Origin of the sequence: Peribacillus faecalis (assembly GCF_014712675.1) — a bacterium.
In the GTDB taxonomy this organism is placed as follows: Bacteria; Bacillota; Bacilli; order Bacillales; family DSM-1321; genus Bacillus_AD; species Bacillus_AD faecalis.
Map to the genome: position 1 here is coordinate 114,870 of NZ_JACXSI010000023.1, position 18,294 is coordinate 133,163.

19 protein-coding genes and 1 pseudogene are annotated in these 18,294 nt (G+C 38.5%); 4 read left to right on the forward strand and 16 right to left on the reverse strand.

From position 1 onward, the window contains the following. Nucleotides 1-113 precede the first annotated feature (113 nt). From IEO70_RS10585 to IEO70_RS10595, 3 genes are all read left to right on the forward strand, one after another. On the forward strand, nt 114-512 hold the full coding sequence (locus IEO70_RS10585; protein WP_190998342.1) for a thiol-disulfide oxidoreductase DCC family protein: 399 nt from the start codon (nt 114-116) through the stop codon (nt 510-512). Between the two features lie 87 nt (nt 513-599). Continuing rightward, nucleotides 600-872 (forward strand): autorepressor SdpR family transcription factor, encoded by a 273-nt coding sequence (locus tag IEO70_RS10590; RefSeq protein WP_190998343.1) that lies wholly within the window; start codon nt 600-602, stop codon nt 870-872. Then, nucleotides 869-1,495: an SdpI family protein gene (locus IEO70_RS10595; protein WP_190998344.1), complete on the forward strand. Its 627-nt coding sequence runs from the start codon at nt 869-871 to the stop codon at nt 1,493-1,495. Before IEO70_RS10590 ends, IEO70_RS10595 begins: the two co-directional genes overlap by 4 nt. A gap of 115 nt (nt 1,496-1,610) precedes the next feature. On the opposite strand, the pseudogene IEO70_RS20505 reads toward IEO70_RS10595, so the two are convergent. The 7 genes and pseudogenes from IEO70_RS20505 to IEO70_RS10630 form a co-directional block, all read right to left on the reverse strand. Further along, nucleotides 1,611-1,888: pseudogene (locus tag IEO70_RS20505) on the reverse strand (transposase); the annotation flags it as partial. A gap of 105 nt (nt 1,889-1,993) precedes the next feature. Beyond that, nucleotides 1,994-2,836, reverse strand: a complete 843-nt coding sequence (locus tag IEO70_RS10605) for a glycerophosphodiester phosphodiesterase (protein ID WP_235973580.1) — start codon at nt 2,834-2,836, stop codon at nt 1,994-1,996. A gap of 133 nt (nt 2,837-2,969) precedes the next feature. Then, nucleotides 2,970-3,716, reverse strand: a complete 747-nt coding sequence (locus tag IEO70_RS10610; RefSeq protein ID WP_190998346.1) for a YwaF family protein — start codon at nt 3,714-3,716, stop codon at nt 2,970-2,972. Nucleotides 3,717-3,888: 172 nt separating this feature from the next. Beyond that, complete coding sequence (locus IEO70_RS10615; protein ID WP_190998347.1) at nt 3,889-4,809, reverse strand: ketopantoate reductase family protein; 921 nt, start codon at nt 4,807-4,809, stop codon at nt 3,889-3,891. Between the two features lie 118 nt (nt 4,810-4,927). Then, on the reverse strand, nt 4,928-5,458 hold the full coding sequence (locus IEO70_RS10620) for a CDP-alcohol phosphatidyltransferase family protein (protein ID WP_190998348.1): 531 nt from the start codon (nt 5,456-5,458) through the stop codon (nt 4,928-4,930). Nucleotides 5,459-5,826: 368 nt separating this feature from the next. Then, on the reverse strand, nt 5,827-8,193 hold the full coding sequence (locus IEO70_RS10625; protein ID WP_190998349.1) for a polyprenyl synthetase family protein: 2,367 nt from the start codon (nt 8,191-8,193) through the stop codon (nt 5,827-5,829). 119 nt (nt 8,194-8,312) lie between these two features. After that, nucleotides 8,313-8,900 carry a vWA domain-containing protein gene (locus tag IEO70_RS10630; protein ID WP_190998350.1) on the reverse strand — a complete coding sequence of 196 codons (588 nt, stop codon included), beginning with the start codon at nt 8,898-8,900 and terminating at the stop codon, nt 8,313-8,315. A 98-nt stretch (nt 8,901-8,998) separates the two neighbouring features. Between IEO70_RS10630 and IEO70_RS10635 the strand changes: the two genes are divergently transcribed. Beyond that, nucleotides 8,999-9,496: a hypothetical protein gene (locus tag IEO70_RS10635; protein ID WP_190998351.1), complete on the forward strand. Its 498-nt coding sequence runs from the start codon at nt 8,999-9,001 to the stop codon at nt 9,494-9,496. Nucleotides 9,497-9,690: 194 nt separating this feature from the next. Here the strand turns inward: IEO70_RS10635 and IEO70_RS20015 are convergent, their stop codons facing one another. The 9 genes from IEO70_RS20015 to IEO70_RS10675 form a co-directional block, all read right to left on the reverse strand. Then, nucleotides 9,691-9,939, reverse strand: a complete 249-nt coding sequence (locus IEO70_RS20015) for a desulfoferrodoxin family protein (RefSeq protein ID WP_328820913.1) — start codon at nt 9,937-9,939, stop codon at nt 9,691-9,693. Next, on the reverse strand, nt 9,939-10,274 hold the full coding sequence (locus IEO70_RS20020; protein WP_235973569.1) for a helix-turn-helix domain-containing protein: 336 nt from the start codon (nt 10,272-10,274) through the stop codon (nt 9,939-9,941). Before IEO70_RS20020 ends, IEO70_RS20015 begins: the two co-directional genes overlap by 1 nt. 176 nt (nt 10,275-10,450) lie before the next feature. Further along, entirely contained in the window at nt 10,451-12,199 is a 1,749-nt protein-coding gene (locus IEO70_RS10645; protein WP_235973570.1) for a glycoside hydrolase family 3 protein, read from the reverse strand. 18 nt (nt 12,200-12,217) lie between these two features. Further along, nucleotides 12,218-13,060: an HAD family hydrolase gene (locus IEO70_RS10650; protein ID WP_190998352.1), complete on the reverse strand. Its 843-nt coding sequence runs from the start codon at nt 13,058-13,060 to the stop codon at nt 12,218-12,220. A 76-nt stretch (nt 13,061-13,136) separates the two neighbouring features. Next, nucleotides 13,137-14,183 (reverse strand): mannonate dehydratase, encoded by a 1,047-nt coding sequence (gene uxuA / locus IEO70_RS10655; RefSeq protein WP_190998353.1) that lies wholly within the window; start codon nt 14,181-14,183, stop codon nt 13,137-13,139. Nucleotides 14,184-14,198: 15 nt separating this feature from the next. Then, nucleotides 14,199-15,614, reverse strand: a complete 1,416-nt coding sequence (uxaC, locus tag IEO70_RS10660; protein WP_190998354.1) for a glucuronate isomerase — start codon at nt 15,612-15,614, stop codon at nt 14,199-14,201. Nucleotides 15,615-15,702: 88 nt separating this feature from the next. Then, nucleotides 15,703-16,347: a bifunctional 2-keto-4-hydroxyglutarate aldolase/2-keto-3-deoxy-6-phosphogluconate aldolase gene (locus IEO70_RS10665; protein ID WP_190998355.1), complete on the reverse strand. Its 645-nt coding sequence runs from the start codon at nt 16,345-16,347 to the stop codon at nt 15,703-15,705. An 86-nt stretch (nt 16,348-16,433) separates the two neighbouring features. Then, a complete protein-coding gene (locus IEO70_RS10670) occupies nt 16,434-17,294 on the reverse strand; it encodes an SDR family oxidoreductase (protein ID WP_190998356.1) in 861 nt (286 codons plus the stop codon). 249 nt (nt 17,295-17,543) lie between these two features. Continuing rightward, on the reverse strand, nt 17,544-18,236 hold the full coding sequence (locus IEO70_RS10675; RefSeq protein WP_190998357.1) for a GntR family transcriptional regulator: 693 nt from the start codon (nt 18,234-18,236) through the stop codon (nt 17,544-17,546). Nucleotides 18,237-18,294 lie beyond the last annotated feature (58 nt).

Sequence of the window (18,294 nt, forward strand, 5' to 3'; positions counted from 1 at the left end):
TTTTATACAAAAAAATTCAAATTCCTTGTAAAAAAACTTGAACTTCAATATTTTCCAAACGTTGGATATAATGTATTTGTAGAAAACAAAAGTTTTGAAGGGGGGTTATTCTGATGTCATACAATAAAATAATTCTTTTTGACGGTGACTGTAACTTTTGTAATAAAAGCATAAACTTTATCATTAAGAGGGATTCGAAAAACTTGTTTAAATTTGCTCGTCTGCAAGGAGTTATTGGGAAGTCTCTTCTCAATCAACACAATCTAAAATCAGATTTATCAAGTCTAATACTGATTGACAATAAAAAGGTTTATGATAAATCATCCGCAGTGCTCAATATATTAAAATCATTAGGAAGTTTTTACGCACTTCTGTATTTATTTATTTTTGTACCAAAACCTTTAAGGGATTTTTTATATTCATTATTTGCGAAATATCGGTATAAATTTTGGGGAAGCTCGGATTTTTGCTTACTTCCTTCTTTAGAAATATCTAAAAAATTCCTAGATTAATTTACTCGTTAAAACACTGAATAATCAGTTAATTTAATTAGATATATATAAAATTATGCAAATAACTAAGTCAAGGGGTTGGCTATCTTGAATAATGTCTTTAAAGCCTTAAATGATAGTACCCGCAGAGAAATTTTATCTTTGTTAAGCAATGGAAATCCTCTTACGGTAAATGAAATTCACACACAGTTCAACATAAGTATGCCTAGTATTTCACATCATTTAACTATTTTAAAAAATGCGGAACTTGTCAAATCAGTAAAAAAAGGCCAGTATGTGTATTACACAATTCATACTACTGTAATTCAAGACGTTATGAAATGGTTAGTGAGCCTGAATTTTAAGGAGGGACACTTATGAGAAATCAGTTTGTAAATATGTCTGTAATTGCTATTGCTTTTTTGATTAGCGTAATAATTTACCCAAGGTTAGGTTCAACGATACCTATCCATTGGACCGGAAATGAACAAGATTTTACTTCTTCGAAACTATTTGGAGCGTTTTTTATGCCTGTGTTTATGTTGGCTATTTATTACTTAATCTCTTTTCTTTTCGATATTGACTCTTTAAAGAAGAATGTAAGTGGACGAGTGAAAAATATGACAATTACGTCTGTTCTTTTATCTCTGTTGACCATTCACATAGCCATATTGACAGTTGGTTTAGGTTTTAATCTGAATATGACAATGGTGTGTGGTTTTATTTTAGGTGCAGTGACTATGATAATTAGCAATATAGTACCCAAAGTTGAAAGAAACAGAGTCTTTGGTCTCCGTACTAAATGGACAATTGAAGATGACAGAGTTTGGAAAATTTCCAATCGTTTTATAAGTAAATGGGCATTTCTGTCGGGCTTTTTAATAATTGTTTCAGTTATGGTTGCTCCAGAACAAAGTATGTATTTTGCTATAGTCCTTCTCCTACTCATAGGTATTGTTGGATTTATTCACTCTTATATAACATACAGAAAGTTAAATGATTAATTCTATGGGAGCGAGAGTGAGTTATTCCTGCAGTGCAGTTGACCGTTTTTATTAAACCTGTAGGTCAATTAATAGCTACTTTTGAAAGGACAGCACATAATTTTAATTTGAATGTTTATAGAATAAAAAGAGGCTGAGACAGAACTAGCTTCAGATAGTGAAAAAAGTGAAATGGATTGAAACCATTTCACTTTTTTTGTTTTTCACTCTAAACCCTTAGCTATTCGCCGCGAATTTTCATAAATTCACGGCCATTAATGCCAAACATATTTCGTTATCAATCTTCGAGTTTCCTCGAACTGATAAATGAGTGAAATGCAAATTAGCCTTCAAGAATCCAAAAACTGGTTCCACGTCCATTTTTCGTTGACGATAAATGGCACCCGTTTTCGGACAATGAAATCCATCATTTGTTTACGTGCTTGTTTTGGGAATTTCCGTTCGCTTCATAACGTTTTTCACTCTGCCACATCAGAGGTAGTCATTCAAAGTTTATTCTCATTCCATTTCGTTAAGTAATTGTTTTGTAAATAAAATATCGTCTGTGAAGAAGCCATCAACATTGAAGGATTTTACTCGCCTCTGCTCTTCTGCCTGCGTATCTAAATCATTAAAAAACACATGTACTTCCTTTCCCTCGCTGTGCAATTCATTCACTACACGCATTGTCACTTCCGATGATTCAAGACCGATAATCGGAAAATCTGACGACATAGCCTTTTCCAGGTTAAACTCCCCTTTTCTAAACAAAAATGCAAGCTTCAGCTCAGGAGCGAGTTCCTGTATCTTTTGCAAACTTTTCTCAGAAAACGACTGAATCATCACTAACTCTTCCGACAACAAATCACTCTCTTTAAGCAACTTAATAAGTGGCTCCTCCATTCTTAATTCTCCGTTGACGAGTCTAGTTTCAATATAGTACCGTTCTGTATCCAAAAATGTATCAAGTAATTCCTTTAGCGTCGGAATTTCCTCGACCGTCATTTCATCACCGATATCAGCAATCGTTTGGAATGATTTCAATTCATCCAATGTATAATCTAAAACCTCGCCTGTTCCTGTTGTGGTACGGTCAATCGTTTCATCATGTATAACAACCAAATGTCCATCCTTCGTCATTCTCAAATCTATCTCCAATGCATCAACACCATCTTCTGCTGCAATTTGATAAGCCGTTATAGTACTTTCATTGAAACGATCATTAGCTCCGCGATGAGCAAAAATTCCAGGTGTATTCACTAAAGACGGTTCAACCGCTTCCTCCACTTCATCAAAAGCAATGAAAGCAATAGTTACAAAAAGTATCGCTAATAAGGCGAATAATAACAGATACCTTTTCATAGCCAAAAATAAACCTCCTTGGACGAAGACACTACTTTGTCGTTCTTAAAATAAGTATTTCTGTTTTGAACAATACATGCAAATAGAAGTTGGAAAATTGGAATTACCTGTAGACAAAAGAGGTCTCTAAAAATTAGAAACCCTTTTTTGTATGTTTGATTTTCTCTTTGATTGTGACTGGAATATAAAGAATGCCCCATATAATTGTGAGCAATATAAAAAATCCAGCAATATATCCCGGATTGCCGAGCCAAGTTTCAAATAAAGCAAGCGGATTGTCTGTACCCGGATGATTTAAAAACCAAAAGTTTGTATCGGCGATTTTATTGAAAGCATATAGAAATGGACTGATGACAACCAGGAGCAGCAAACACTTTGGCAATTGCCTGTAATCCGGTTTAAAACCGCCGGCCAACAATAATAGCGGGTACATAAGCAGCAGACCATGAATGACAAAGCTATGTATGTGAAGAAAATTGACGAAGGGCAATGACGGCCAGCCCGGGAAAATAATAGCTGCCGCCGCTCCCGGAAGGCACACGGCATATAAAAACTCAGCTTTGAACCTTGTTGGCCTAAAAGCATGACTTGCAATAATAAAGATATTCACGCTGCACAAATGCAAAGGCAAGTAATCCCATTCAAACCGGCCAATAGTGATTAATAATAAGATTTTAACAGCTTCGCTAACCAATAAAAATAACGCGATCCCTTTTAATAATTCCCTTCGTCTATTTAATTGCATACGCCGAGAGCAAAAGACGGCAATGATGCATGAAATTGTGATGACCGACAGCCAAAACAAATGAACACTACCGAACAAGTAGAACCCTAATCCATTTGCAATCGTTTCGCTTGTATCAAAAAAATTTTCAAACACCGTATCCGTCCTTTCGCAAAAATACTTTGGTTGGAGCCTGCTTTATGATAAGTATAACATTTGCCCAACTTCCACTATTGATTTTCCCAGTAAAAAAAGAGCTGTTTTTAACAACTCTTTCCCATTGTATTTATTTATTGCTCCTCTTCAACGAATGACCAAACTGAATTTTTTATTCATATTTTGATTCTATTTCCTTAATCCACTCGTACAATTCTTGATTGACAGGTGTCGGCACTTCATACCGCTTTCCGAGCGAAGTAACTGTTCCGGCAAATAATTCAACCTCACTATAACGATGTGCTTCTACGTCCTGCGCCATGGAAGGTTTTTTATCCGGACCTAAAGTGCCAAGCACCTTCAGCCAATATTGCAAATCCTCTTCTGACAGATCGGCACCCGCTTTTTTCGATAAGGCAATGACCTCTCTCATCGCTGCAATCATCTTCTCACGCATCTCTCCTGCTTTTTGCACACCGCCATAATTGCTTTTGTAAACTGCCACTGTTTGATTGACTCCTACATTAAGCATGAATTTTCCCCATTGTCTTTTTTCCATATTAATATCCAGCTCATAGGGCAGTTCCATTCGGTCGAAAAATTGAGAAACTGCTTCTGCTTTCGGAGAGATTGTCCCAGGTAACCGATCACCGAAACAGATCATTCCCATATTGTCATAAGTCAGTTGGTTTCCTGTTTTCACTGCATCCATTCCTTGAGCAACACAATACAGAACCTTTTCGATACCGAAGCGTTCACCGATGATTTGCTCGCTTGTGATACCGTTTAACAATGAAAGAATAATCGTCTGTTCTCCGACATGCTTCTGAGCAGCCTTAATCGCATCTTCCAAACCATTAAATTTCACCGCGAAAATCAATAAGTCCGCTGCCATACAATCTTCTTCCGGAGATACATAATGAAACTCGCATTGTTCTCCATTGCAATACAATTTATCGGTTTTATAACGTGAGATACGCTCACTGTCTGCTATAATTCTTAAATTCTCTTTCGGCATTTTCTTTGATAGATGGTTTCCGAATAAAATACCTAATGCTCCCATGCCGATAATCGACACCTTCTGAATTGTCATTCTCCCAAACCCCTTACTTTTTATACTAAATTTTACCACGAGAAAGGCCCCGATTTTAATAAATAAAGGCCTTTTTTAATTATTTGTTTAAAAATATCCTTTCCTAGCAACAAATGTTTCAAAAGAGATCAGCTAGTCCGCGAATATCCGCGTTCCATTCTTTAGAAAGCAAATTAATGATTAATTCTTCAGTTGCTGAAAAAGTTGCCACTGTACAAACTATGAGCGTTATCAACTCAATATCTATGGTAATAAGAAACAGCGGAACAAAAAACAGAAGTAATCCTGTACATTTATTGGCGTATGTATGCAAAAGCATAAAAGTATGAAACTTACCAAAAGCTATAAAAATTGATAATAAACGAACAAGCGCTATCAACATAATCCAAACAATAAGCTTCATCGGCAGTTTAATAATTGGTACAAGGTGCACAATTACGGTCATTAAGAAACAGGCATCAGCAATACTATCTAGATGGGCCCCAAATTTGCTTACCACCTTCAGTTTCCTTGCAACAAAACCATCAAGCACATCGGTCAGACCGCAACAAATATACACGAATAAAAACATAGGCGTAAGCGGTTTGAACAACAGCAAACAGAAAGATAAAATGATCCGGCTGCCGGTCAATATATTTGCGATTTTCACCTTCATCACCCTGTAAACTATTACCCTTGCAGCAGAGAATCGCAAACTTCTAGCTAAAGAGTAGTTCAACGAAGAACAAAAGCATAAGCGACTCCTAAAAAGCACCGTATGAACTGAGGCACTCAGAATGAGAGTCACAAAGACGTTGCCACAGGACGTAGCACCTTTAGTCGCTGTACCTTGCTTGCGGGCCGATTCCACATTTCAGCGTTGACTTATCGAAGGGAGGTTGCCGAAGGGCAATAGGTGCTGGGCGCTGGACGTCGATACATTTTTTCAAACTTATACACAATGTAGATTTTTATAATTTCCTAAACGAAAAACAAAGCTTGAGATATTAGGAGTTTCTTTATCTCAAGCTTTCGAAATCAATTGTCACGATTCAGTATATAGTTCATTAAATGCTTCAAAAAAGCGGTATTACGCGGGATATTTTGCAGGGCTTCCATCGCCCGACAATAATGGCGCCACATTTCTTTCTTCGCTTCTCCCTTTCCCAATACTGATACGAATGTTGAACTGTCATTTGTCTCATCCTGTCTCGCCGGTTTGCCGAGTGATTCCAAGCTGCCTTCGACGTCAAGGAGATCATCCTTAATTTGAAAAGCAATTCCGGCATGGCGGGCAAACTTCTTTAATGCTTCTAACTCCGCTTCTTCAGCGCGGGCAAGAATCGCCGGCATCAGCAAAGATACTTCAAAAGCAATCCCGGTCTTATAAAAACACATTGCATTTAATTGCTCCACTGACAGGGATTTTCCTTTTGACTCCAAGTCCATTATTTGTCCTTGGCACATATCTTTTACACTTTTAGCAGAGTAGCGAACTAGCTTCAGCACTGTCTCAGCATCAAATTCATTCAAAAAAGTTTGTTCCTCAATCGCCTTTTGGGTCAGAAAAAGAGCAGTTATCTCTGCCACAGCTGTATTATAAACGTGATGCAAAGTCAGGCTCCCTCTGCGAATTGATGCATTATCTTGCGATGGCAAATCATCATATATTAAAGAAGCGGTATGCATATACTCTAAAGACTTCAGAAGCGGTATGATTGCTGATTTTTCCAGGCGATAGCTCTCTGTAGCCATAACCCATGTAATAATCGGTCTTAAGCGCTTGCCTTCCTGTTCAAGGCTATAATTGGATGCCTCAACTACTAGCTCTCCTATATTCGCACCACTCGTTTGAATTGGAAGAAACATGTTAATCTCAGCACGCAAGCTTTTAATCATTTCAGAAAAGGCTTCTCGCTCCTTTCGTTCCTCTCTCATCATTGACAGCATATGATCGCGGAGCAGCTTATCAAAAAAGTCGACATCATCCGCCTTATCTGCCAACTGTTGAATCATGTCATTAAAAGCCGGATTACCGGTAGCGAATATTCCCATGACTTCATTATATTTCTCCGCTCCTAATCTTTCTTTAGCACGCTTCAAACCATTAATAGCCCTATCCAAAATCACCTCGCGAACATTTGGGTCATTTTGATAAACATGGTGAATAAGATTAAAAATAACAGTCCAATACAATGCAAACGGATTAATCAAGTCAGCTCGCTGATTGTGGTATTTCAAGTAATATGTATATGGTGTGACCGCTCCTGCCGCCAAGTCATCGAACATATCAGTGAAATCATCGGCTAGCTGATTATAAATGCCGTAATAAAATGTCCGATTATTAAAGCCTTCATCCTCATCTGCATTAATGACGGAGCGGACAATCAATCGTGAACAAGCTGATTTTAATATAATTGGCACAAATAGCTCTTCGTTTGTATAACTTGGATTCGACAATTCCTTTAGCCGGTCTACCTCTTGTGATTGAAAAAACACATACGATTGTTCAAAAAACTTTTCGCGCATATCCGGCTTCTGCTTCGTTTTTATAAATTCAAAAGCTTCGCCAAGCTCAGTATGGATGTATTGCATCAGTTTTCGATTTTGATCAGACCACTCATAGTGTTCCAGTTTCGGAACGGATTGCGTCAGCAAGGACATGCGAATTAACTCCGAGAATTGCGCTTGTTCCTTGGGCGACAAAATATTGGCATCCTGTACGTCATCAATGAATGGATACGTCAATCCATAAGAATAACCTAATCGGATCGCTTCTTCCAACTTGCGCGTCCGTTCTGCCTGCGGTATCTCTTCCTCCAGCACATGCATAACGACTCCGGCGACAATTTTAATCAGCTTCCGCTGGGCTTGCTCCGCATCCATACCCTCCGGAATATGAGCAGACACATCTTTCAGCTTGTCCATCAGCCAAATTAAAGTATCCTCGACACCTTGATTCTCCGCCCATTTGTATAAACCGGCCATGCTGAATATTTCTTTGTCCCGCTCACTCGTTGCTTCGATTAAATGCTTCTTTAAATCACTGACCGCTTGCTGAACTCGCTCTTGCGTTTTTGGCTCATCTAAAGCTCTGCCCAAATCTCTCAAATAAATATAAGAAATGCTTCTATTCAAGTAACGTTCTAACTTGCCTGTATAATTGAGCCATTGAATATACTGATGATAATCCTTCGAGTTAGGCTTGCTCTTCTTTGGCAGCAAAAATGAAAACATAGACCGGCGCCGGATGTGTTCTTTGCTCCAAGAGTGGAAGTCCTCCGTTAGTACCGGAACAAAGCTTTCTTCCTGAACCTGCCTATGCAATGCCCGGTAATATTGCAATGCCCTATATTCAGCAACTCTGTAGCTTTCATCTGCTTTTTTCTTCAGTTCATCTCTCATATATGGTCCATCCTCGTTCAATAAGACTTCTATATTTAAAATACCATTTTTATCCGTTAATAAACAGAAAAGACAGCCTAAAGTAGCATATTAAAACTACTTTTGACTGCCCTGCTCATTCAAGTTATTTTTTTCTTGTTCAAAAATTCCGGAATCAACATATCAAACATTTCTTGAACGCCTTCACTGCTTGCTTCGAAGCAGCATGCGCTCTCTGCTTTTATGCCAATATCTTCTGCTTCCTTGGCAGCATCAATATTCGCTCCCATGAAAAGAAATTCCCAATTGTATTTCTCTTCTTGATGCTTGATCATTTTTTGCACTTTTTGACGAGTGAATTCTTGGCTGGCATTTTCGAGTCCATCTGTTGTAATAACGAACATCACTTTACCCGGTCTGTCTTCTTCCCTTGTGCTCGCCAATCGGTCGCCGACGTCCAAAATGGTTTTTCCTACCGCATCCAATAAAGCTGTCATCCCCCGTACATAATAAACGTCCTCTGTCAGTCTTGCATCAGCCGCATCAATCCCATTCCAAACGAGCTCATATTGATCATCAAACAATGCTAATGTCAGTTGTGTTTGCCCTTCCATTTCTCTTTGCTTAGTAATAAGTGAATTGATTCCCCCAATTGTATCCTCTTCAAGCCCATTCATAGACCCGCTGCGATCAAGTAGTAAAATGATTTCAGTTAAACGGTTGTTCATTATGATTTCCCTCCATCATCTTTATGATAATATTATCTTAATGGATATTATCGTTTAGTTGGTCGCTTTACAGGCGACATTTTCGGGAGGTAGATAGCATGCTTGACCAACAGTTTTTAGAGGAATTGAGAGAATACATCGCTGAATATCAGTCACATTTGCTTGAGAGCGCAAAGTGTGAAAATGCTATTTTTTCTCAGTGCAGTATGCATGATGAATTGATCTTAGATGATAATCTCGAAGATTTCATTGAAAGAAAACGCAAACCTACTTTTCAAGAACTTTTATTTCAGTTTATAGACCAGACCGGCGAAACAGATGCGGCCATTTACAACCGCGCCTTAATCGACCGCAAGCTTTTTTCAAAAATACGCAGCAATAACCTTTATCATCCCGGAAAAAATACGGTACTCGCTCTTGCTTTAGCGTTAAAGCTCAATATCGAGAATACAGATGCACTATTGAATGCAGCCGGCTACTCCCTTTCTGACAGCAATACCAGCGACTTGATCATCCAATTTTGCATCGAGAAAAATATTTATACTATTCATAATGTCAATTTAGCACTGGATCATTTTGATGAGAAACCATTATAAAGAAAAACCGTCACCGGTCCTTTTTCATTAAGTATATGCTACATGGAATTTCCCCAATGAAAAAGGAGCCATGCGGGAGGACAAAGACAGCCGCGCCGTGAAAGCGATTTTGGTTTCACAGAGTGGATGGCTTAGGACCGAGCATGGCAGGTGTAAGGTTAGACAGCTATCTCAGTTCAGAAATATAAACTTACTTAGATTAGCTGATAAAACAATCCATGCTTTGTGCAGTACCAAAGCAGCATTCCATGTTTACGCTTCGGGATACGCGTTTGCAGTGCCCATTCCGGATATTGTTTAATTACTAGCACTTGTTCTCCCGTCGCAAAAGCGATAAAAGAAATGTAGTGTTCTTTCGTCATTGGATGATCGCTTGTAATAAACCAGTCGTTCTCGATTTGCGAAACATCTAATTTTTCCTCGTCTGCCGCTTTAGTCGGCACTAATGCCTCTCACTTTCTGCCGCAACAAGAAATCGATGCATTTCCCGTTGATAAGACAATGTTATTACATGATGGGCAAACGAAATAAGTTGTTTTTTCATATTTCCTCCTACAAACTCATTAGCGGTCAGCTCACCGTCCAAAATCTCTTCAATATTCACACCAAGGAGAGAAGACAAATCCGGCAGTAACGACACATCAGGGCACCCTTGACCGCGTTCCCACTTTGAAATAGTCCGGTCAGAAATATGCATCAAATCGGCTAATTCTTTCTGCGTAAACCCCTTCTCCTTCCGCAACCTCAAAATTAAACCGCCAATCTTACCATTATCCATACCTTCACCTCCCTGATACCCCCTATCATAACCATCAAAATGTACTTCTTCAACAAACGCTCCGTTGAGTTTTTATTCGGTGCCTGTCACTACTCGATTTTCGTCGAAAAATCTCATAATATATGTAAACACAAAAAAGCGCAACCCATTGGTTACCCAAAAGGTCGCGCTTGTTATTACAATCTAGTATCCCATTTATTGCACCAAACGTTTTCATTTGGTGTGCCATGGAATTCAGATTCGCCAGTGATTTTATCAATTACAGCTTTAATTGTGATTTCAGTATCTTTGTAAGCATTAATATATGCTTTAACCATTGGTACATCAGTTAAATGTGTTGTGAAGTTCAATGATACGAATACCGTTGGCACTTCATGCACATACCAAGGAATTTCGTTTGCCATAGCTGCTTTCCATCTGATACGATAATTGTTTTCTGCACCATAACCGACAACATTGGCGAAAACTAAAGCTGCATCTACTTCTTCACGATATTTTAATGTAGCACCTTTAACTCGAGTGTTACCTTCATTTATTGTTACTTCAAAGCCTCTGCTTTCAAGCTCTTTTACAATGTAATTAAGCGTTTTATCGTCAGCCTTATAAATACCGCCTTTTTCTCCTTCTAAGTAATAAAGGCGAATGCGCTTATGCGTTTCCGGGCGAATTGGCAGCTGATCTAAAGTGTTTTTAACAAGTGTGATACCTTTATCAGCAGCTTGTTTAGCACGCTCAATGTGATCCTCACAGCCAATTACTTTTAGATCTTCTTCAGTACGGAAGATTGAACCATCTTTTTGTGCTTTGTGCAGTCCTAGAGTCGCCTTGAATCCCAATATTCTTTCTAAAGCATCTTGAAGACGTTCTTCTGTGATAATTCCGTTTTTGTAACCATTTAACATGAAGTTATAGTCTTCATCAATGTCGTTGAAGAATAAAAACATATCGCAACCAGCTGCAATAGCTTGCGGCACATACTCTTCACGTCTCATAGCTGCCGTCATTCCCAACATGTGGGATGCATCAGTCAACACTAGTCCATTGAAGCCTAGTTTACCTTTTAGTAGACCATTGATTAGTTCAGGTGCTAATGTAGCAGGCAAGATATCGCGGTCTTCTAATTCAGGCACTAATACTTTTTGATATTCCGGCAATGCAATATGACCAGCCATGATTGAATGAACACCGTTTGCAATATGGTTACGGTAAACTTCACCGAAAGATTTCTCCCACTCGTCAACAGATAATTCATTGACACCCATTACTAAGTGCTGATCGCGTTCTTCCGTTCCATCTCCTGGCCAGTGTTTAATACAAACACCAACATTGCTTTCTGTTAAACCTTTAATGTATGAATTTGTGTGCTTAATAACCGTTTCGGCATTCGTTCCATAAGCACGAGTATTAACAATTGTGTTTCTCCAGTTTTTCAAAATATCAACACATGGGTCGAAGTTCCAATTAACACCAACGGCATGTGCTTCACGACCGCTGACATAGCCTGCATCAAACGACACTTGTTCATCGCCTGAAGCTTCACACATAGCTGCTGCTGCCACATATGTCCCATCGTTAACAGCGCCATTACCTCCAGCATCACAGTTTGCTGCTACTAGTAATGGAATTTTAGAGTCTTTTTGAAGTTCGTTAATAAGGTTTTGTACCTTATCTGCATTAGCACCCATGTAACGTGCCCCGCCAATGTGGTATTTTTCAAGAAGCTCTTTATTTGTAAAACTATTTCCGCTGAATTCATCGTCGCCAAAGAAGAATAAATTAATAAATAATTGACCAATTTTTTCTTCTACAGTCATACCAGAGATTGTATCTTTTACCCATTTAATATCTTCATCAGAAAGATTAAAAGGCTTGGCTTTTAAGTCTACTTTTGGCATCGGAATGTTTTTAGCGATTTTTTGAATCATCAGTCTTTCCTCCAAATCTTATTTCAGATTATCATTAAATTCCTTAATTAATTGTTGTTGATACTCACCGGCGAAGCTGCCGTCTAAGAATTTTGCTAAAGCTTCATTTTGGAAACGGTCCCAAGAAAACTTCTCTTTACCAACAAGAATTGGGTAGTATAGAACATCATTTGACTCAGCTGCAGATAAATCTCCAGGTGCATCGCCAATCATTAATACATGTGTATTTTCATAGCCGAATTTTTTCAATTGCTCAATGCAGTAAGCTTTCGTACCAGCTTCTTGACCAAGCATGACATCAACATGTACAGCTAGTTCATGTCTTGTCCACTCATCAAGTACTGCCGCGCCATTCGCTGAAGAAACAATCGCTACATCCGCCACTTTATGCGCATCCGCCAGCCCCTCTTTTGCACCTTCAACTGGTTTGTCATTACCAGCTAATTCGTCCTCAATTGTACGGTTAACCGCATGACTCCATTCTAAAGCCTTCTTTAATTGCTCATCATTTGTTTCAGCAATTGCTCTTTCAAGTGAAGGATTAGAAAGTTCATTCGTTGTTTCTGTCCAGTTTTTGAAAGATGAGATATCTGGCATTTCAATGCCTTCTTTTTCTAAAGCTTCAAAAGTAGCGACAACCCCTTTAAAACGGTTGATCCCTCTTGTTCTTGTGTAAAGGTTAATATCATTCCATACTTTAAGGAAGTGTTCTTTAATATGATCAAGCTCCCAAACATCAACTGCGCGAGGTCCAAAAGCTTCCTCGTGTTTTACGCCCATTGTATCCATTGCACAGCCATCAGAATCTACACATACAAGGAAGTTTTTCGCTTTTACAAATTCAGAGATATTACTTTTCATGATTAGCACCCTTCTAATAAGAATTAAGCCGTTACGGATTCAGTTTTAGAATTCGTAACGGCATATTTATTACTGATTATTTTCTGTTTTTAACTTCTGCTTCCCAAAGTCCGATTAGGTAAGTAGCACCTAATGCACGGTCATATAGACCGTAACCTGGTTTCCCTGTTTCGCCCCAGATCATACGACCGTGGTCTGGACGAATTGGTCCTTCATAGTTGAAGTCTTTCATTGCTTTGATTACTTCATACATATCAACAGAACCATACTCAGATGGGTGAGCACTTTCTTCAAATGACATTCCGCCTGTTAATTTAACGTTGCGGGCATGTACGAAGTTTACGCGGTCTTTCTTACCGAAATAACGAAGCATTTCTGGGAAGTCGTTATTAGGGTGAGAACCTAGTGAACCGCTGCACATTGTTAAACCGTTATATGGGCTATCATATAGGTTAACGAAACGCTCTAAGTTTTCTTTATTTGTGATGATACGTGGTAAACCAAAGATATCAAATGGAGGATCATCTGGGTGAATCGCCATTTTTACGCCAGCTTCTTCTGCAACTGGGATGATTTCTTTGATGAAGTACTCAAGGTTTTCCCAAAGTTTTTCATGATCAACATTTTTATAGTGATCAAATAATTGTTGTAGGTCTTCTTTCTTATAGCTTGAATCCCAACCTGGTAAAGAAAGTTCACCTGTTAATGGATCCATCTTTTTAGCTACTTCCTCTTCGAAAATAAGAGCAGTAGAACCATCTGGAAGACGGTATTCTAAGTCTGTACGTGTCCAGTCAAAGATTGGCATGAAGTTGTAGCATACAACTGGGATACCAGCTTTACCTAAGTTACGTAAAGTTGTTTTATAGTTTTCGATGTATTTATCACGAGTTGGTAAACCAATCTTGATATCTTCGTGTACAGGTACACTCTCGATAACTGAAATATGCATACCAGCATCTTCTACAGTTTTCTTCAATTCTTCAATTTTATCCATCGGCCAAGCTTCACCAACCGGGATATCATAAATAGCTGTTACAATACCTTTCATGCCAGGAATTTGGCGGATGTATTCTAAAGGAATACTATCAGTTTTTCCATACCAACGGAATGACATTTCCATTTTTATGTTCCTCCCTTAATCTATATCTATATTGAAATAATTTTTTGCGTTATTATAGCAAATGTTTGTAATTAATTTTTCTAATAATGCAGGGTCGTTTGGAAGTTCCCCTTCCTCAACCCATGTTCCGACCAGGTTACAAAGAATACGGCGGAAATATTCATGGCGGCTGTATGAGATAAAGCTGCGAGAATCTGTCAGCATACCGACGAAGTGCATTAAAAGCCCTTGGTCAGCTAACGCATTCAATTGTCTGATCATACCCGGTTTCGTATCGTTGAACCACCAGCCTGAACCGAATTGGATTTTCCCTTTAATTCCAGCTTCTGTTTGGAAATTCGCTAAAGTACTGCCTACAAGATCGTTATACATCGGATTCAAATTATAAAGAATCGTTCTTGGCAGTGCATTTTCTTTTTCAAAAGCATTCAGCAGTCCATTTAGTGGAGCTGCAACATTACCCGCATCGTTAATTGAATCAAATCCTGCATCCGGTCCTAACAATTCAAACATTTTTGTGTTGTTATTGCGGATCGCGCCGAAATGGATTTGCATCGCCCATCCTAATTTTGTATAGCTTTTCGCAAGTGTAACCAATGTCGCTGTTTTGAATTTATTTTCCGCTTCCTGGCTTACTTTTTTTCCATTGCGAGCAGCTTGATAGATGTAATTCAGTTCACTTTCATCATAAGTTGCGAAAGGCAACTCACCAAGTCCATGATCTGAAATACGGCAGCCTTTCTCATGGAAATACTCCACTCTCTCAACTAGCGCTTGCACATACTCTTCATAAGTAGCAAGCTCCCGGTCGCAAACCGACTCCATAGCTTCAATGAATGGAATAAACGTTTTATGATTGATTTCCAGTCCCTTGTCCGGACGGAATGTCGGCAACACTTTCACACCAAAGTTTTCTTGTTTTGCAATTTCAGCATGGTAGTGCAGGTCATCAACTGGGTCATCTGTCGTACAAATGACTTTTACATTAGAACGTTTAATCAACTCCTGGCAGCTATAATTAGCTTGAGCTAACATTTCATTACACTGATCCCAAATACGCTCCCAATTATCAGCGCTTAAAAGTTCTTCAATTCCGAAGTACTTTTTTAGCTCCAAATGTGTCCAGTGATACAATGGATTTCCTAAGCAAGAAGGCACTGTTTCTGCCCAAGCAGCAAACTTTAATTTGTCACTTGCATCACCTGTGATATAACGCTCATCAATGCCGTTTGCACGCATTGCTCTCCATTTGTAATGATCTCCCGAAAGCCAAAGCTCTGTTATATTCTTAAACTTTTTGTTCTCAGCAATTTCTTGTGGAGACAGGTGACAATGATAGTCGTAGATAGGCATGTCTTTAGCATATTGATGATACAGTGAAACAGCTGTATCATTTTTTAACATAAAGTTATCATGAATAAATTGACTCATATCATATTCCCTCTTTTTTGTTCTTGTTCTGTTCTTTCGGTATTTCGAGCAGCTATTACACATGCTCAACAATGAACATTTGGTAATATTATTTGCTGCGAATTGCTTCTACTACATCCATAAATTCACGTGCTACTGTTTGCACTGAGCTATAATCACCGTTCGCTACATTTTTCGTTAGCGCGCTTCCAATTCCGACTGCAAAAGCACCGCTTTCGATCCAATCTGCTACGTTGTCCTTGCTTACACCGCCCGATGGCATCATTTGAACATGAGGCAGTGGACCATGTACATCTTTAATAAAGGATTTTCCTAATAGACTGCCAGGGAAAAGCTTAATTACATCCGAACCATACGTCGTTGCTTCCAAAATTTCCGTTACTGAACCGCAACCAGGTAAGTAAGGGATGCAATAGCGATTACACATTAACGAGATTTTTCTATCGAAGTGTGGACTAACAATATATCGCGCACCTTTCATGATTGCCATTCTTGCAGTTTCTTCATCTAATACCGTACCAGCACCGACAATCATTGACTCTTCCCCAAGGCTTGTTAATTCACCGATCACTTCAGCAGCATCAGGTGTTGTAAACGTTACTTCAAGCGAACGGATACCACCTTTATAAGCTTGCTTTGCAATTTCAATTGCTTCTTCTTTACTGTTTCCTCGCACAACCGCTACTACGTATCCTTTGTGCATTTCATTAAGTACTTCGTATTTTTGTAACACGATTTCCACCTCACCGTAACTAATATCAAAAGGTATGACGGAAAAACACTCTGTGTTTTCCGCCTTTTCTATTTAAAAATGATCAATTATACGCCAGAGTAAGCTGAGAACGCACCGTCAACTGGGATAACAACACCGTTTACGAAGCTAGATGCGTCATGACTTACAAGGTACAACATTGTACCGATCAGTTCATGAGCTTCTCCGAAACGATCCATTGGTGTATTTCTTAATATTTTTTCAGAACGCTCTGTGAATGAGCCATCTTCATTTTTCAATAATTTCTCATTTTGTGCAGTTACGAAGAAACCTGGTGCAATTCCGTTTACACGAATGCCTACTTTTGACATATGAACTGCTAACCATTGAGTGAAGTTACTTACAGCTGCTTTTGCACCACTGTATGCCGGAATCTTTGTTAACGGTGTGTAAGCATTCATAGAAGAAATATTGATAATTGTTGTTCCTTCACGGTTTACCATATCGCTTGCAAATTCTTGAGAAGGCAACAATGTTCCCAAGAAGTTCAAGTTGAATACAAATTGCACACCTTGTGGATCTAAATCGAAGAATGTAATAACATCTTCTGCTTTTTGTTTTAAATCTTCTTCAAATAAATATTCTTTTGTAGTTGTGCCTAGTGGATGGTTCCCTCCAGCACCGTTGATTAGAATATCACATGGTCCGAATTTATCTAGTATTACTTCGTGAGCAGCTTTTAAACTTTCTTTATCTAGAACGTTTGCTTCTACCCCGATTGCAATGCCGCCTTGTTCTTGTACTTCTTTTGCTTTCTTTTCAGCGTTTTCAAGTTTAAGGTCTAGCACTGCAACTTTTGCGCCACAAGCTGCCAACGCATCAACAAACTGTCCGCAAAGGATACCTGCTCCACCTGTTACTACCGCTACTTTATTTGTTAAATCAATTTGAAAAGGTAATGTAGTCATCGTGATAATACCTCCGATTTATATAAAAAGTATTTTATTCATTACTTAATGCATCAACTAACATACTTGTATACTAGCATACTTTTTATGTGGTTTCAATAATATTTGCAAAGGATTTCACAAATGAATTTTCCGGGTGAAGATTTTTAATTTTTATATTGTGATCCTCTCAATCCGTTAAAACTTCCTTCATATCTTTTCCGACATTATGGCAAAATAAAAAAAGTATCCATTAAATGGATACTTTTTTTATTTAACGAAGTAATGCAGATACGGGCTTCCTGAATTAGTTAACTTTTCCCATGCCTTCTGAGGCTCAATAACATGTTGATAGATAATATCTTCAACTTCATCTACTGCTTGTCTTTCAATCACATCAATGATTTGTTTATGCTGTTCGATCGCGTTTGCAAAACTATTTTCTATTTCTGAAAGCAATCTCAAACGATTATAGTGAGTACTCAACCTTGTAATAGCTCCCCAAACATGTTCCATACCATTTTCCTGAAAAATTCTGAAATGAAAATCCGTATCTAAACGATGAAATTCTAATTCCATTCCCTCTTGATCAAGAAGTGCCTCTTGCAATAGAACAATACTTTTTAGTTCCACCAATGTAGCACTTGAGAGACTACTGCATGAACGTTTCAGTACTTCTTTCTCCAATGTATATCGCATGAAAGTAGCTTCCTCAATTAATTGAGTCTTTATTTTAGCAATATACGTACCAACCTGTGGCTGCACCTCGACTAAGTTTTCTTCTTTCAACTTTGCCATTACTTCTCTGATTGGAGTTCTTGAGATTTGCAGCTGTTCCGCTAATTCTATTTCACTGATTGCTTGACCGGGCTCAAGCTGTAAAGACATGATGCCATCCTTAATGATCCTGTAAGAGTATTCTTTATTATTCTCTCCCGGTTTTTTTGGTGTAACTGTAAACATCTATCTGACACTTCCTTAAATTCGTTTTTACCTATGTATATACTAGCATACATCTTTC

What these genes read in the sequence shown, in the direction of transcription:
- IEO70_RS10585 (WP_190998342.1), top strand. Translation starts at nt 114, where the DNA reads ATGTCATACAATAAAATAATTCTTTTTGACGGTGACTGTAACTTTTGT.
- IEO70_RS10595 (WP_190998344.1), top strand. Translation starts at nt 869, where the DNA reads ATGAGAAATCAGTTTGTAAATATGTCTGTAATTGCTATTGCTTTTTTG.
- IEO70_RS10605 (WP_235973580.1), bottom strand. Translation starts at nt 2,836, where the DNA reads ATGAAAAGGTATCTGTTATTATTCGCCTTATTAGCGATACTTTTTGTA.
- IEO70_RS10615 (WP_190998347.1), bottom strand. Translation starts at nt 4,809, where the DNA reads ATGACAATTCAGAAGGTGTCGATTATCGGCATGGGAGCATTAGGTATT.
- IEO70_RS10625 (WP_190998349.1), bottom strand. Translation starts at nt 8,193, where the DNA reads ATGAGAGATGAACTGAAGAAAAAAGCAGATGAAAGCTACAGAGTTGCT.
- IEO70_RS10630 (WP_190998350.1), bottom strand. Translation starts at nt 8,900, where the DNA reads ATGAACAACCGTTTAACTGAAATCATTTTACTACTTGATCGCAGCGGG.
- IEO70_RS10635 (WP_190998351.1), top strand. Translation starts at nt 8,999, where the DNA reads ATGCTTGACCAACAGTTTTTAGAGGAATTGAGAGAATACATCGCTGAA.
- IEO70_RS20020 (WP_235973569.1), bottom strand. Translation starts at nt 10,274, where the DNA reads ATGGATAATGGTAAGATTGGCGGTTTAATTTTGAGGTTGCGGAAGGAG.
- IEO70_RS10645 (WP_235973570.1), bottom strand. Translation starts at nt 12,199, where the DNA reads ATGATTCAAAAAATCGCTAAAAACATTCCGATGCCAAAAGTAGACTTA.
- IEO70_RS10650 (WP_190998352.1), bottom strand. Translation starts at nt 13,060, where the DNA reads ATGAAAAGTAATATCTCTGAATTTGTAAAAGCGAAAAACTTCCTTGTA.
- uxuA (WP_190998353.1), bottom strand. Translation starts at nt 14,183, where the DNA reads ATGGAAATGTCATTCCGTTGGTATGGAAAAACTGATAGTATTCCTTTA.
- uxaC (WP_190998354.1), bottom strand. Translation starts at nt 15,614, where the DNA reads ATGAGTCAATTTATTCATGATAACTTTATGTTAAAAAATGATACAGCT.
- IEO70_RS10670 (WP_190998356.1), bottom strand. Translation starts at nt 17,294, where the DNA reads ATGACTACATTACCTTTTCAAATTGATTTAACAAATAAAGTAGCGGTA.
- IEO70_RS10675 (WP_190998357.1), bottom strand. Translation starts at nt 18,236, where the DNA reads ATGTTTACAGTTACACCAAAAAAACCGGGAGAGAATAATAAAGAATAC.